Source organism: Erwinia sp. QL-Z3 (genome assembly GCF_004551645.1).
Lineage (GTDB): Bacteria > Pseudomonadota > Gammaproteobacteria > Enterobacterales > Enterobacteriaceae > Erwinia > Erwinia billingiae.
On sequence record NZ_CP037950.1, the window covers coordinates 2624057 to 2638797 of the forward strand.

Sequence of the window (14741 nt, forward strand, 5' to 3'; positions counted from 1 at the left end):
CGAATGAAATTTCCCGGCAAGCGTAAATCTAAACACTACTTCCCGGTCAGCGCGCGCGATCCTCTGCTGCAAATCGCGCAGCCTGAACAGGAGGTCTCCGGCAGCTGGATCGTCGGCATCGATCAGACGCTGGTGGACATTGAAGCCAACGTCGATGATGACTTTGTGGCGCGTTATGGCCTGAGCAGCGGTCACTCGCTGGTCATCGCCGATGACGTGGCGGAAGCGCTCTATGCCGAGTTAACCCGGGAAAACCTGATCACCCATCAGTTTGCGGGTGGCACCATCGGCAATACGCTGCACAACTATTCGGTGCTGGCGGATGACCGTTCGGTGCTGCTGGGCGTGATGTGCCGCAACGTGCAGATTGGCAGCTATGCCTATCGCTATCTGTGCAACACCTCCAGCCGCACTGACCTGAACTACCTGCAGGGTGTTGATGGCGCCATCGGTCGCTGCTTCACCCTGATTGGGGAAAACGGCGAACGTACCTTCGCCATCAGCCCCGGCCTGATGAATCAGCTGAAGAAAGAAAGCATCCCGGAAGAGGTGATTGCCGGTGCCTCCGCGCTGGTTTTAACCTCGTATCTGGTGCGCTGCGCGCCGGGCGAGCCGATGCCGGAAGCCACGATGGAAGCGATCGGCTTTGCCAAAAAGCATAACGTGCCGGTGGTGTTAACGCTGGGCACCAAATATGTCATTGGCGATAAGCCCGAGTTCTGGCAGGCGTTCCTGCGTGAACACGTTTCGATTCTGGCGATGAATGAAGAGGAAGCGGAAGCGCTGACCGGGCTGAGCGATCCGCTGATGGCGTCGAATATGGCGCTGGACTGGGTGGATTTGGTGTTGTGTACCGCCGGACCAAACGGCCTGTTTATGGCGGGATATACCGAAGAAGAGGGCAAACGCGTCACCCAGCATCCTTTGCTGCCTGGTGCGATCCCCGAATTCAACCAGTACGAATTCAGCCGCGCGATGCGTCATCAGGACTGTGAGCAGCCGTTGAAGATTTTCTCGCACATTGCGCCTTATATGGGCGGCCCGGAGAAAATCATGAACACCAACGGTGCGGGAGACGGTGCGCTGGCGGCGATGCTGCACGATATCACCGCCAATAATTATCACCGTCTGAATGTGCCCAACTCCAGCAAGCATGGCCGCAACTACCTGACCTATTCGTCACTGGCGCAGGTGTGTAAATACGCCAACCGCGTCAGCTATCAGGTGCTTAATCAGCATTCTCCCCGGCTTTCACGTGGCTTGCCGGAGCGTGAGGACAGCCTGGAAGAGTCCTACTGGGAACGCTAACGGTTTTCCCCGCCGGCTATCTGGCCGGCGGGGAAGGCCAGTCAGATCGGACACTCTCGTGGCAATTCACTCAGACTGGTATGCATCAGCGTATGCATACTGCTGGCAATCTCCCGCTCTCCCATCACCACCTGATCGGCACCTCGTTCAATGATATAGCTCACTTCATCATCATGATGGGCGCGGGCAATAATCTCGATATTAGGTCGTTTCTCGCGTGCGGCGGTGACAATCTCGCCCGCTTCATAGCCATTGGGAATGGTCAGTAGCAGCCAGCGTGCGCAGTCCAGCCGCGCTAATTCCATGGTGTCGACGCGGGCCGCATTGCCCAACACCGCGCTGATCCCTTGTTCTCTCAAAGCCTCAACGCGCGGACGGCTGTTCTCGACCACCACGATCGGCACGCCTTCCTCGATCAGCTTTTTCCCCAACAGGCTGCCGACGCGACCAAAACCGACCACAATGGCGTGATTACAGAGATCGACCGGGATCTGCTTCTCTTCCTCAATGGCTTCTTCGATCACCTGATCGTCCAGCGTCTCGGTTTTATTCAGGTAACTCTGCAACAGGGTAAACAGGATCGGGTTGAGCATAATCGACAGGATCGCCCCTGCCAGCACCAGATTGCGTCCTTCGCCGGTTAACAGGTTAAGGGAGATCCCGAGTCCGGCAAGGATAAAGGCGAACTCACCAATCTGCGCAAGGCTGACGGAAATGGTTAAGGCCGTGCGGCGTGAGTGGCCAAACATCCTGACCAGCACCAACGCCGCCAGCGATTTACCCAGCACGATAATCGCCAACACGCCAATCACCGCCAGCGGCTCTTTCAGCAGGATCATCGGGTCGAACAGCATGCCGACAGAGACAAAGAACAGCACCGCAAAGGCATCGCGTAATGGCAGGGTGTCATGGGCCGCACGGTGGCTGAGTTCCGACTCATTCAGCACCATGCCTGCGAAGAAGGCGCCAAGGGCAAAGGAGACATCGAAGAATTCCACCGCACCGAGGGCAATGCCCAGCGCCAGGGCGAGCACAGCGAGGGTAAACAGTTCGCGGGAACCGGTTGCCGCGCTGCGGGCGAGGATCCACGGCACCACGCGGCGACCCACCACCATCATCAGCACCATAAAGGCCACGACTTTGCCGATGGTGATCAGCAGGTCATACAACACCATGCTGATGCTGGCGTTGCCTTCTTCGAACATACCGGCAATGGCGGGCAGCAGCACCAGCGCCAGCACCATCACCAAATCTTCCACAATCAACCAGCCGATAGCAATTTGCCCACGCTGGCTGTCAATTAACTGACGCTCTTCCAACGCACGCAGCAATACCACGGTACTGGCCGTTGAAAGACACAGACCGAACACCAGACCGGTCAACCACGGCCAGCCCATCGCCCATGAAAGCCCCATTCCCAGCAGTGTCGCCACGGCAATCTGCGCGATTGCGCCGGGAATGGCGATGGCCTTTACCGCCATCAAATCCTTCATCGAGAAATGCAGGCCGACGCCGAACATCAGCAGGATCACACCCAGTTCCGCCAGTTCCGGTGCCAGGTTGGTATCGGCAACAAAGCCAGGGGTGAAAGGACCGGCCAGCACACCCGCTAACAGATAGCCAACCAGAGGAGAAATTCGCAGGCGATTTGCCAGCATACCAAAGAGGAAGGCGAGAACGAGGCCTCCCACAATGGTGGTGATAAGCGGTGTGGTGTGGTGCATGCCTCTCTCCTGTGTGAAAATGTGTCCGGTTGTAATATTAAGCGTATAACATAATTGATCACACTGCTTGATATAAAGGGTTATAACGGCAATAAACTGCAATTCCTTAGCCGGAATCGCACAGAAGTGTGATTTCTGTGAGTTATCGGGGTGGAAGCTTGATTTGTGGCAGAAATTAAGCGGCGCAGTTCGCAATTATCTGCGCCGGGAAGGGTTATTTAGTCCGGTTATCAGGCAGGAATATGGTCAGAATACCGAGAAGTGGCAGGTAAGCACAGATTTGATAGACAGTATTAATGCTGCTGTGATCGGCAACCACCCCCAGCACGGCCGCGCCCAGGCCGCCCATGCCGAAAGCGAAGCCGAAGAACAGGCCGGAAACCATGCCAATCCGACCCGGCATCAGTTCCTGGGCGTAGACCAGAATGGCCGAGAAGGCGGAGGCGAGCACAAAGCCGATAATGGCCGACAGCACGCCGGTCCACCATAACGACACATGCGGCAGCAGCAGGGTAAACGGGGCCACGCCGAGGATCGATACCCAGATCACCCGCTTACGGCCCACCTTGTCACCAATGGGCCCGCCGATCACCGTCCCGGCGGCGACCGCGAATAAAAAGGCAAACAGGTGGAACTGGGCATTCTGAACCGTCAGGCCAAACTTCTGCATCAGGTAGAAGGTGTAATAGCTGCTCAGGCTGGTCAGATAGAAGTATTTTGAGAAGATTAGCACCAGCAGTATTGAGATAGCGAAGGCCACTTTTTTGCGTGGTAAGGTTGTCACCTCTGTCGGCATCGCCTTGCTTTTCGCCACCCGATGCTGAGTCTGATACCAGCGGCTGATTTGCAGCAGCACGACGATCGCCAGCAGCGCGGCGAGGGTAAACCAGGCGACGTTACCGCGGCCGTAGGGGGCGATGATCAGCGCAGCCAGCAGCGGGCCAAGGGAACTGCCGAAGTTTCCGCCCACCTGGAACAGGGACTGTGCCAGGCCATGTCGCCCACCGGACGCCATACGCGCCACGCGGGACGATTCGGGATGAAACACCGAAGAGCCGGTACCGACCAGCGCCGCCGCCAGAAGAATGGTGGGGAAGTTCGTTGCCAGCGCCAGCAGGATCAGGCCGCCCAGCGTGAATCCCATGCCGATCGGCAGCGACCACGGCTGCGGATGTTTATCGGTGTAGTAACCGATCACCGGCTGCAGCAGCGACGCGGTGACCTGAAAGGTCAGGGTGATCAGGCCCACCTGCACAAAGCTGAGGGTAAACTCCGTTTGCAGTAGCGGATAGATCGCCAGAATCAGTGACTGGATCATATCGTTCAGCAGATGGGCCACGCTGATGGCGCCAAGAATGCCAAATGACGTCCTGGCTGGGGCAGAAGAAGCAGAAGACAGTATTTGTTCGCTGGCCATGAGAAAACCTGTTCGTTCGAAGGGTTGGAGGAGCAGTAAGAAGGCTAATTATTATCCCGCTCAGTTATCCTGCGGCATAATCGATAAATAGTCACAAATAAATGACAAAACCGCCGTTAATTTTTGACATCCAGTTTACGCGATACCGCGCGACCCATTCATAACAAGGAGATTCGTTGTGCTTCCATTAAATAAAAGGCTGGTGCCAGCCCTGACGTTACTGATGCTAAGCCTGCCGCTGGTGGCCCAGGCCTATGTGAAGGATCGGGTGTATAAATTCACCGTGCTGCACACCAACGACCACCATGGACACTTCTGGCAGAACGAGCACGATGAATATGGCCTGGCCGCGCAGAAAACCATGATGGATGAAATTCGTTATGACGTTCAGGCCCACGGCGGCCAGGTGCTGATCCTTTCTGGCGGCGATATCAATACCGGCGTGCCGGAATCCGACCTGCAGGATGCGGAGCCGGATTTCCGCGGCATGAATCTGGTGGGCTATGACGCGATGGCGATTGGCAATCATGAATTCGATAATCCGCTGTCGGTGCTGCGTCAGCAGCAGAAATGGGCCAAATTCCCGCTGCTCTCGGCCAATATCTATCAGAAAAGCACCGGCAAACGCCTGTTTCAACCTTACGCGTTATTTAACCGTATGGGCCTGAAAATTGCGGTGATTGGTCTGACAACCGACGACACCGCAAAAATTGGTAACCCGGAATACTTCACCGACATGGAATTCCGCAAGCCCGCCGCTGAAGCGAAAGAAGTGGTGGAAGCGCTGAGGAAGAAAGAGAAGCCGGATGTGATTATCGCCGCCACGCATATGGGCCATTACGATAACGGTAACCATGGCTCCAATGCGCCGGGCGATGTGGAAATGGCGCGTGAATTGCCAGCAGGCTATCTGAATATGATTGTCGGCGGCCACTCGCAGGATCCGGTCTGCATGGCGAAAGAGAACGTCAGCCAGAAGGATTACGTGCCGGGAACGCCGTGTACGCCGGACCAGCAAAACGGCACTTGGATTGTGCAGGCGCATGAGTGGGGCAAATACATTGGCCGTGCCGACTTCACTTTCCTCAATGGCACACTGACATTAGAACACTACGAACTGGTGCCGATTAACTTGCGCCATAAGGTGACCAACGCCGACGGCAGCGTCAGCTGGATTAATTACACCCAGGAAATCGCGAAAAACCCGGCGATGATGAAGTTACTGACGCCGTTCCAGAAAAAAGGCGAAGCGCAGCTGGGGGTAAAAATCGGCAGCGTTCACGGCCATCTTGAAGGTGACCGCAGCAAGGTACGATTTGTGCAGACCAACCTTTCCCGCCTGATCCTGGCGTCTCAGATGGAACGTACCAAAGCCGACTTTGCGGTGATGAGCGGCGGCGGCGTGCGTGATTCGATCGAGTCCGGCACCATTACCTATAAAGACGTGCTGAAGGTGCAGCCATTTGGCAATACGCTGACCTATGTGGAGATGAAGGGCAGCGACGTCGAGAAATATCTGGCGGTGGTGGCCAATAAGCAGGTGGATTCCGGGGCCTACGCGCAGTTCGCCAACGTCAGCCTGGTGGCTTATGGCACCGGCGTCAGCGAGATTAAAATCAACGGCGAACCGCTGCAGGCGGATAAAATCTACCGCATGGCCACGCTGAGCTTTAACGCCACCGGAGGCGATGGTTATCCGCCGGTCAATCAGCTGCCTGGCTATGTGAATACCGGATTTGTCGATGCCGAAGTGCTGAAGCAGTACATCCAGAATCACTCGCCGCTGAATGCGGACGCGTTCGCGCCAAAAGGCGAAATCGTTTACCAGAAAGAGGCGCCGGTAGAGAAAAAAGATCCAGCGGAGCAGGACGAGCCGCTGCTGCCGAAGGTGTGGAAATTATTTAAAATCCAGACCGCCCAGCGCTAGACGAAAAAAAACGGCACCCCAACTGGCGGTGCCGTTTTTTTACGTTGCCGGTTAAACCTGGCACTGTCTGCGCTGGATCAACCTGGCGCGCAGGGTGTCGTAAACCCAGTTATAGGCCACGGTGTACGGCAGGAAGAACAGGAAGAACGAGACTTCCAGCAGAAACGCCTGCCAGAGACCAATCCCCAACATCCAGGCCGCAATCGGCAAACCAATACCGATAAAGCCACCCTCAAAGCCTAACGCATGAACGACGCGCAGCAGCAGCCCGCGTCTCACCGTTGGCGGCACCAGTCGGTCAAAACCGGCGTTATAAATGATGTTCCAGCCCATCGCCACGGTGGACAGCATGATGGCTAACGCACCCATCTGAAACAGCGGCTTCTCCATGATCCAGGCGGCAAGAGGGGACACCAGCAGGATCGCCAGCACCTCAAAGCCTGCGGCATGATAAAAACGTTCTTTCAGTGTTCTGGTACGCATAAATGCTCCTTAGTTGTTACCGGACGCTATTTTCCCCGTTTTCTTTGCTAAGATAAAATGACTACCTATCTAGAAAATCGATACTTCAATGCGTTATTCACCGGAATCGTTGCAAGCTTTTGTGCAGACCGTCGAAAGCGGTTCGTTTTCTGCCGCCGCGAGGGCGCTGCGCAAAAGCCAGTCCACCATCAGTACTGCCGTGGCTAATCTGGAAACCGATTTGGGATTTTCCCTGTTCAGCCGTGATGCCCGTTCGCCGGTGCTGACTGAAAACGGTCGACGCGCGCTGGCGCAGGTCAGGGAGATCCTTAACGCCAGCGCGCAGCTGGATGAGCTGGCGGTGAGGCTGGCAGGCGAGGTGGAACCGTGCCTCAGTCTGGCGATCTCGGACTTCTGGCAGGCGGATTATCACGAGTCGCTGCTGAAACGGCTGGATGCGCGTTATCCCGACATCGAATTTGAGTGCATGATTGCCGAAGATGCCGACGTGATCGATCTGCTGCAGGCCGGTCGGGCGCATATTGGCGTGATCCGCGTTCAGCCCGATTACCCGGAAGAGATCGCCACCTCGCGGCTGCAGGTTGAAGCGCAGATGGCGATCTATCTGCATCAGGATCATCCGTTGGCCAGTAAAGCGAAGGTCACCGAAGCCGAGCTGAAAACCCTGCGTCAACTCTGTCTGAATACCTGGGTGGAGAATGAGCGTTATCAGGGTGGGAAGGGGATTTGGTCGGCACCGTCATACCTGTTGCTGCTGGAGATGGCTGAGCAGGGATTTGGCTGGAGTATTTTGCCGCGCTGGCTGGTGGAGCAGTTTGGTCATCAGGTGTTAAGCGAGTTGCCGGTCACCGGCTGGCCGCAAAAAATTTCGGTGGATGTCGCCTGGTCGCGGCGTTCGCCGCCCGGACCGGCAGGCCAATGGATGATTGACCAGCTGCTGGCCCAGACGGCGGACTGACCGGCGATCAGTCGCGCCGGGCGATATCGGCGAAGGTGGCGCTCAGCAGCTGGGCTAAATCCTGCGGTGAGAGCTCAATTTCCAGCCCACGCTTGCCGCCGGAAACAAAAATGGTCGGGAACTGCTGCGCCAGGCTGTCGATCACCGTTGGCAGCCGCTTCTTTTGCCCCAGCGGGCTGATCCCGCCCAGCAGATAACCGGTGGTACGCTGCGCAATCTGTGGATCGGCCATCTCGACCTTTTTCGCACCCAGCGCTTTCGCCACGTTTTTCAAATCCAGCTGGCTGGCAACCGGCGTAACGGCCACCGCCAGCGTTTTGCCATCGCCGTTCAGCGACACCAGCAGGGTTTTATACACCTGTTCGGCATTTTGATTGAGTTTACGTACGGCCTCATCACCAAAATGGGTATCGTTGCTGTCATGTTCGTAGGCATGCAGCTGAAAGCTGACCTTTTGTTTTTCGAGAAGTTTTACTGCCGGTGTCATACTTCACGTCCCTCTGTAAGCGTCTGGCTGGACCCAATATCTACAATAATAGTGGCGAAATTTCAGGCTTTGAGCGACAATCGGCCCCCCGCTGGCAACCTGATTGCTACCGGATAACTAAAATCATAAAAAAATTCCTCTTTGACGGGCCGATAGCAATATTGGCCTTTTTTTTATCTGTTTTTCAGCAGATCGGGCAGATTGCCCTCGCCATAAAGGTGCAGTGCGCCCACCGCCACCACATACCTGCCTTGCGGCAAATCCCGTAACGTTTGTACCCAGCGCTGATTCCTTTGCAGCATCAGCACATCATTCAGCGCGCTGTTAAAGGTACTCGGCAGCGCGGTCTGTTTCTGGCCCGGCGGGCTTTCCAGCCACCAGCTAATCATGGTTTGCAGCAGGCGCGCGTTGGTATGCCAGTGGATCAGTGTGTCCTGCAGCAGCGTCAGGCCGTTATCCGGCAGGGCTCTGAGCAGCGCCAGCTGCGTTTCCGGGCCTTCCAGTTCAATCACCGGCTTTTGTAAGGCGCGGGCCGCTTTCAGCAGCTGGAAGTCGATACCGTAATCCGCCCGCAGTCCCAGACGCTGGGCCTGCTGCGCCTGAAGCATCAGCGCAACCTGCCAGGCGGGCAGCGTGTCGATCGCTTCGGGGCTGATCGCCACTTCTTCACACAGGCGATGCAGCCGGGTCAGTTCCTCTGACGTCAGGCGTTCCGCCAGCGGTGGGCAGGTTTCGCTTTCACTAAAGGGGGATGCGCTACCGGTGATATCCGCCTCAACGATCAGCGCATCCGCCCGCTCAAGCTGTGCCTGCAGGGCCGCTGGCAGCGGCATCATATTCTGGGTGCCCATATGAATACTGCCGACCAGATGCAGCTGACTGTGATCTGTGGTGACATCCTGTGCCGGGTAGGCGTAGCGCACTGGCGACAGTAATCGCCAGAGAGATGCCGCCTTACGCAATAGTTTTCCCATACTTTCCGCCTTGTCAGTTAGCCAGCCATGCTAACGCTTTAACTGGCTGAGTAACAGGTAAAAACGGCGGATCCGGCGTGCGATAAATCCGTTATTCCGCCGGTGGCTGGTAGCGGATCAGTCGGTTGGCGTTGCTGACCACGGTAATGGAAGACAGCGCCATCGCGGCACCCGCGACCACCGGGCTGAGCAGGGTGCCGGTCAACGGATAAAGCACGCCGGCGGCAATCGGAATGCCGAGGGCGTTATGGACAAAGGCGCCCAGTAAATTCTGCTTCATATTGCGCAAGGTGGCTTTGGCGATGGCCAGCGCATCGACTACCGCATTCAGATCGTGGCGCATCAGGGTGATGCCGGCCGTTTCAATCGCCACATCGCTGCCGCTGCCCATTGCAATGCCGACATCGGCCTGGGCTAAGGCGGGCGCATCGTTGATGCCATCCCCAATCATCGCCACAATCTGCCCCTGCTGTTGCAGCGCGCGAATCGCCTCAGCTTTGCCTTCCGGCAACACCCCGGCGATCACCCGGTCCATACCGGCTTCTCTGGCGATGGCCTGGGCAGTAATTTCGTTATCGCCGGTCAGCATCACCAGCTGATAACCACGTTCACGCAGGCGTTTCAGCGCCGATACGCTCTCTTTGCGCAGCGGATCGCGCACTGAGAATAACGCGACAATTTTGCCATCAGCGGCCAGCAGCACGGGCGTAATGCCTTTGGCGGCCTGCCGATCGATCCGATCGTTCAGGCTTACGCTGTCGATCTGCTGCTGATCCATCAGCGCGCGGTTGCCCAGCCACAGTTCAATGCCGCTGACCTTACCGCTGACGCCTTTACCGGCATGGGTGCGGAATTGCTCAACGGTCGGCAGCGTTTGCCCGTCGGCTTTTTCCTGCAACGCGCGGGCCAGCGGATGGGAAGAACCCTGTTCCAGCGCGGCGGCCCAGCCGATCGCCTGCTGCTCATCGGCACCATTAAACAGCATGATGTCGACCACGCGCGGTGTCCCTTCGGTCAGGGTGCCGGTTTTATCAAACACCAAAGTGGAAAGGGTGCTGGCGCGTTGCAGTGCATCCGCATCCCGCACCAGCACGCCAAATTCGGCGGCACGCCCGACGCCGGCAATGATCGACATCGGCGTGGCCAGACCCAGCGCACAAGGGCAGGCGATAATCAGCACGGTGGTGGCAATCACCAGCGTGTACACCACCTGCGGGGCCGGGCCAACAACGTACCAGATGGCGGCGCTGATCAGGGCGATAGCCACCACCGCCGGGACAAAGACCGCCGAAATGCGGTCAGCCAGCTTACCGATCTCCGGCTTGCTGCTTTGTGCCTGGCGCACGCTGTGAATAATTCTTGCGAGCGTGGTGTTTTTGCCGACGGCGCTGGCGGTGAACAGCACGCTGCCATCCTGCATCAGCGTGCCCGCGTGGATCTCATCACCCGCCACCTTCTGCTGCGGCATCGCTTCGCCGGTCAGCATCGCTTCATCCAGCCAGGCTTCACCCTGGCTGAGCGTGCCGTCAACCGGGACGCGATCGCCGGTGGTCAGACGCAGCGTCATGCCTGGCTGAACGTCACTGAGTGGCAGCACTGTTTCACCGTCTTCCGTCACCACGCGGGCGGTGGGTGGCGTCAGATCGAGTAATTTTTCCAGCGCTTTTGAGGAGCGCTGCCGGGCGCGTTGCTCCAGCATATGGCCGAGGTTGATCAGGCCGATAATCATCGCGCTGGCTTCGTAATAGAGATGGCGCGCCTGAGGCGGGAAAAAGTCCGGCCACAGGTTCACGGAAATGGAATAGAGCCAGGCGGCTGCGGTTCCCAGCGCGACCAGCGTATCCATGGTCGCGGTGCCTTTTAGCAGGCTGCGCCAGGCGCTGCGATAGAAATGACCGCCGGCCAGCACCATCACCAGCAAGGTGGCGAGGCCAACGGCCAGCCAGCCACTGCGGTTGCTGTCGGTCAGCATCATATTGTCGCCGACCATTCCCCACAGCATCAGCGGAATGCCCAGCGTCAGGGCAAGCGCGGCCTGCCAGCGAAAACGGCGAACGGCCTGGCGGGCGGTCTGCTGCTGTTTTTCCCGCCGTTCGAGGTCATCTTCAATAATTTCTGCCGTATAACCGGCATTTTTCACCGCATCGATCAGCGACTCAGCGGCGGCATCGCCCATCACCAGCGCACTGCGCTCGGCAAGGTTGACCCGTGCCTGGCTGACGCCGCTCACCTGTTGCAGCGCGTTCTGCACCCGACTGACGCAGCTGGCACAGCTCATGCCATCAATCAGCAGGTGAAAACTCGCGGCAGGTGCGGCTGATGCCGTCAGCGGCTCAGCGTGGGCGAGCGGGGCCGCTTCAGCTGAAGAGGCCTGTGGCGCCGGAAGCTGGTGGGAGTCCGCTGTCAGCGCTTCCGGCTGGGTGTCTGATGCTGTCAGCGGTTCAGCCTTTGGGAAGCTGTCGTCCTGCGCCAGGCTGGCGTGATACCCGGCCTGTTCAACGGTGGCGATCAGTTCGCTGGCGTCAGCGCTGCCGCTGATACGCGCTTCAGCAATCGACACGTCGGCCTGTTCAACGTCGGCACGTTGCTCCAGCGCCTCTTTCACTCGTTTTACGCAGTGGCCGCAGGTTAAGCCATCAAGCGCCAATAACGTGGTCTGTGACATGGTGTAAGCTCCTGGTTATCCGGTTTGACCCCAATGGGGTTTTACAGTAGTAATGAAGGTTAAACCTTCCATCAAGGGGAAGGTCAAGGAGAGAAGATGAATATCAGCGATGTGGCGAAAAAAACCGGGCTGACCAGCAAAGCGATTCGATTTTACGAAGAGAAAGGTCTGGTTACCGCGCCCTTGCGCAGCGAAAACGGCTACCGCAGCTACACGGCGAAGCACCTGGAAGAACTGACCCTACTGCGCCAGGCCCGGCAGGTGGGTTTCAATCTGGAAGAGTGCGGCGAGATGGTGACGCTGTTCAATAATCCGCAGCGGCACAGCGCGGATGTGAAGGCCAGAACGCTGGTCAAAGTGGCGGAAATTGAGTCGCATATTGAGGAACTGACCAGGATGCGTGAACGCTTGCTGGCGCTGGCGGCAAGTTGCCCTGGCGACGACAGTGCCGATTGCCCGATCATTAACGATCTTGCCGGTTGCTGCCCCAGCAAAAAGGCCGGCTGATTGTCCGCCAGAGTCTCAGCTTAAACGCAGCAGGTAGGGCGGCAGTTCAGGCACCGGTAACACAGAGAGCACCTTGAGCTTCTGTAATGTGCGGATCTGCGAACGTTCCAGATGCTCCCGCAGCCCCATCGCCGCCAAATCCCAGCTTCCCTTCAGCAGCATCTCATACACCAGACGGTGTTCTTTGACGATCGCGTCATCAATCGGGATCGCCAGCATTTCATAAAAAATCCGCGTGACGATCAACGGTGACTGGCTCTGCCGCAGGATCTCCATCATCGTGCGGTTGCCGGCAGGCTCCAGGCAAAACAGATGCAGATCGTCCTCGACCAGCTCCAGCTCGGCGGAACTGACCCGTTTGCCTTCAACCTGATCCAGCCGTTGCAGATTGTCGAGGATCTGTTGCTGCGGCAGATGCGGTGCGGCTTTACGCAGCGCGGCGGATTCCAGGCTGGCGCGGATCTCATAATGATCGCTGATCTCTCTGGCGGTTAACGGGCCTGCCAGCCACTGGGAATAGGGCTCTTTTTCCACCAGCCCTTTGTCGCGCAGGCGCATCAGGCTTTCGCGGATGCTGTTGCGGCTGACGTTATAGAATTCGGCGGCCTGGGCTTCATTCAGCTGGTAGTGGCCGAAGACCATGCAGGTGGAGAGCGCTTCCTGCAAACTTTGCAGCAGTTTTTCGCCGGTGCTGCGGGTATCAACCAGTTCCCGCTGCTGATCCAGTCCCAGCACGCTGCGCGTCAGGGCGATACGCAGGGGTTCAACCTCTTCATTCTGCCGGGCAACGATAAAGCCACGGCCCTCAAAGCGGGTGATCAAGCCCTGATCGTGTAGCAAACTCAGCGCCTGGCGGACCGGCACGCGGCTGGTGCCAAACAGCTGGGCCAGCGGGCCTTCAACCAGTACCAGGCCATGGGGAACCTTGCGGGAAGCGATGGCATCTTCAAGTACCTGACGAATGGTTTCATAGCGCGCGGGCGCTCTGGCTTCCACCTTCAAACTGTCACTGTCGTTAACCATCCTTAATCCCACTCTCCCGCTGAACAGACCGCCATTATGCCATATCCCCTCAGTTTCAGGGGAGCGAAGCCGTGCGCATCGCCATGGTGCAGGCTGCACAATAATGGATCGTTTAGCACACCAGTCATTATTCACCGGCTGCCTCGCCGCGACGCCTTACCGGCTCACCGTGCACGTGATACGCGATTAATTCAACTATTTTGCAATATTAATCAATGGCTTAATTTTACCTTTCCGCGATTTTCGAGGCGCATCACCAAAACCTGGCATCCTCTTTGCTACCTTAAAAATGTACATTTGTTTTTAATATCCATTTTATAGGCGACAAAGTGAGCGGCTTCAGGCCTGGCTTGTGAGTCGACCCGATGAGGAGAGTGAAAGATGGCCAAAGAAATCCTGTGTGCGTTTGGTGTCGATGTGGATGCCGTTGCCGGCTGGTTGGGATCGTACGGCGGTGAAGATTCTCCCGACGATATCTCACGCGGCATGTTCGCCGGTGAAGTGGGCGCGCCGCGTCTGCTGAAGATGTTTGCCGAACATCAGTTAAAAACCACGTGGTTTATTCCCGGCCACTCAATCGAAACCTTCCCGGAGCAGATGCAGGCCGTGGCTGACGCGGGCCATGAAATTGGTATTCACGGCTACAGCCATGAAAACCCGATCGCCATGACCCCGGCGCAGGAAGAAGCCATTCTCGATCGCAGCATCGAGCTGGTCAGCAAACTGGCCGGCAAGCGCCCGACCGGCTATGTCGCGCCATGGTGGGAATTCAGCAACGTCACCAACGAGCTGCTGCTGAAGAAAGGCATCAAGTATGACCACAGCCTGATGCATAACGACTTCCATCCCTACTACGTTCGCGTCGGTGACAGCTGGACCAAGATTGATTACAGCAAGCATCCTGACAGCTGGATGAAACCGCTGGAGCGCGGCGTGGAAACCGATTTGGTGGAGATCCCGGCCAACTGGTACCTCGACGATCTGCCGCCGATGATGTTCATCAAAAAATCCCCTAACAGCCATGGCTTCGTTAACCCGCGCCATCTGGAAGAGATGTGGCGTGACCAGTTTGACTGGGTCTACCGCGAAAACGACTTCGCGGTGTTCACCATGACCATTCACCCGGACGTGTCAGGTCGCCCACAGGTGCTGCTGATGCTTGAGCGCCTGATTAAATACATTCAAAGCCATGAAGGCGTGCGTTTTGTCACCTTCGACGAAATCGCTGATGACCACCTGAAGCGCAATCCGCGCAAGGGTTAAGCCCA

Annotated in this window: 12 protein-coding genes; 5 read left to right on the forward strand and 7 right to left on the reverse strand. The window is 57.4% G+C overall.

Annotated features, from left to right (window positions below):
- Nucleotides 1-3: 3 nt before the first annotated feature.
- Nucleotides 4-1308, forward strand: coding sequence for an inosine/guanosine kinase (locus E2F51_RS12720; protein ID WP_013201083.1), 1305 nt, complete (start codon nucleotides 4-6; stop codon nucleotides 1306-1308).
- Between the two features lie 41 nt (nucleotides 1309-1349).
- Here the strand turns inward: E2F51_RS12720 and ybaL are convergent, their stop codons facing one another.
- Both ybaL and E2F51_RS12730 read right to left on the reverse strand, forming a co-directional pair.
- Nucleotides 1350-3032 carry a YbaL family putative K(+) efflux transporter gene (gene ybaL / locus E2F51_RS12725; protein WP_013201084.1) on the reverse strand — a complete coding sequence of 561 codons (1683 nt, stop codon included), beginning with the start codon at nucleotides 3030-3032 and terminating at the stop codon, nucleotides 1350-1352.
- A gap of 214 nt (nucleotides 3033-3246) precedes the next feature.
- Nucleotides 3247-4449: an MFS transporter gene (locus E2F51_RS12730; protein WP_134823610.1), complete on the reverse strand. Its 1203-nt coding sequence runs from the start codon at nucleotides 4447-4449 to the stop codon at nucleotides 3247-3249.
- Between the two features lie 223 nt (nucleotides 4450-4672).
- Between E2F51_RS12730 and ushA the strand changes: the two genes are divergently transcribed.
- Nucleotides 4673-6376, forward strand: coding sequence for a bifunctional UDP-sugar hydrolase/5'-nucleotidase UshA (gene ushA, locus E2F51_RS12735; protein ID WP_134824867.1), 1704 nt, complete (start codon nucleotides 4673-4675; stop codon nucleotides 6374-6376).
- Between the two features lie 51 nt (nucleotides 6377-6427).
- Here the strand turns inward: ushA and E2F51_RS12740 are convergent, their stop codons facing one another.
- Complete coding sequence (locus tag E2F51_RS12740; RefSeq protein ID WP_134823611.1) at nucleotides 6428-6859, reverse strand: multidrug/biocide efflux PACE transporter; 432 nt, start codon at nucleotides 6857-6859, stop codon at nucleotides 6428-6430.
- A gap of 88 nt (nucleotides 6860-6947) precedes the next feature.
- Between E2F51_RS12740 and E2F51_RS12745 the strand changes: the two genes are divergently transcribed.
- Nucleotides 6948-7817: a LysR family transcriptional regulator gene (locus tag E2F51_RS12745; protein WP_053141893.1), complete on the forward strand. Its 870-nt coding sequence runs from the start codon at nucleotides 6948-6950 to the stop codon at nucleotides 7815-7817.
- Nucleotides 7818-7824: 7 nt separating this feature from the next.
- On the opposite strand, the gene ybaK is transcribed toward E2F51_RS12745, so the two are convergent.
- From ybaK to copA, 3 genes are all read right to left on the reverse strand, one after another.
- Nucleotides 7825-8304: a Cys-tRNA(Pro)/Cys-tRNA(Cys) deacylase YbaK gene (gene ybaK, locus E2F51_RS12750; RefSeq protein ID WP_013201089.1), complete on the reverse strand. Its 480-nt coding sequence runs from the start codon at nucleotides 8302-8304 to the stop codon at nucleotides 7825-7827.
- A 173-nt stretch (nucleotides 8305-8477) separates the two neighbouring features.
- The gene (locus tag E2F51_RS12755) at nucleotides 8478-9278 is read right to left on the reverse strand and encodes a TraB/GumN family protein (protein WP_134823612.1); all 801 of its coding nucleotides are present in this window, start codon (nucleotides 9276-9278) and stop codon (nucleotides 8478-8480) included.
- A gap of 91 nt (nucleotides 9279-9369) precedes the next feature.
- A complete protein-coding gene (gene copA, locus E2F51_RS12760; protein WP_134823613.1) occupies nucleotides 9370-11943 on the reverse strand; it encodes a copper-exporting P-type ATPase CopA in 2574 nt (857 codons plus the stop codon).
- A 96-nt stretch (nucleotides 11944-12039) separates the two neighbouring features.
- Between copA and cueR the strand changes: the two genes are divergently transcribed.
- On the forward strand, nucleotides 12040-12450 hold the full coding sequence (cueR, locus tag E2F51_RS12765; RefSeq protein WP_134823614.1) for a Cu(I)-responsive transcriptional regulator: 411 nt from the start codon (nucleotides 12040-12042) through the stop codon (nucleotides 12448-12450).
- Nucleotides 12451-12465: 15 nt separating this feature from the next.
- Here the strand turns inward: cueR and E2F51_RS12770 are convergent, their stop codons facing one another.
- The gene (locus E2F51_RS12770; protein WP_134823615.1) at nucleotides 12466-13473 is read right to left on the reverse strand and encodes a GntR family transcriptional regulator; all 1008 of its coding nucleotides are present in this window, start codon (nucleotides 13471-13473) and stop codon (nucleotides 12466-12468) included.
- 381 nt (nucleotides 13474-13854) lie between these two features.
- Between E2F51_RS12770 and E2F51_RS12775 the strand changes: the two genes are divergently transcribed.
- Nucleotides 13855-14736 (forward strand): polysaccharide deacetylase, encoded by an 882-nt coding sequence (locus E2F51_RS12775; protein ID WP_013201094.1) that lies wholly within the window; start codon nucleotides 13855-13857, stop codon nucleotides 14734-14736.
- The last annotated feature ends 5 nt before the right edge of the window (nucleotides 14737-14741 follow it).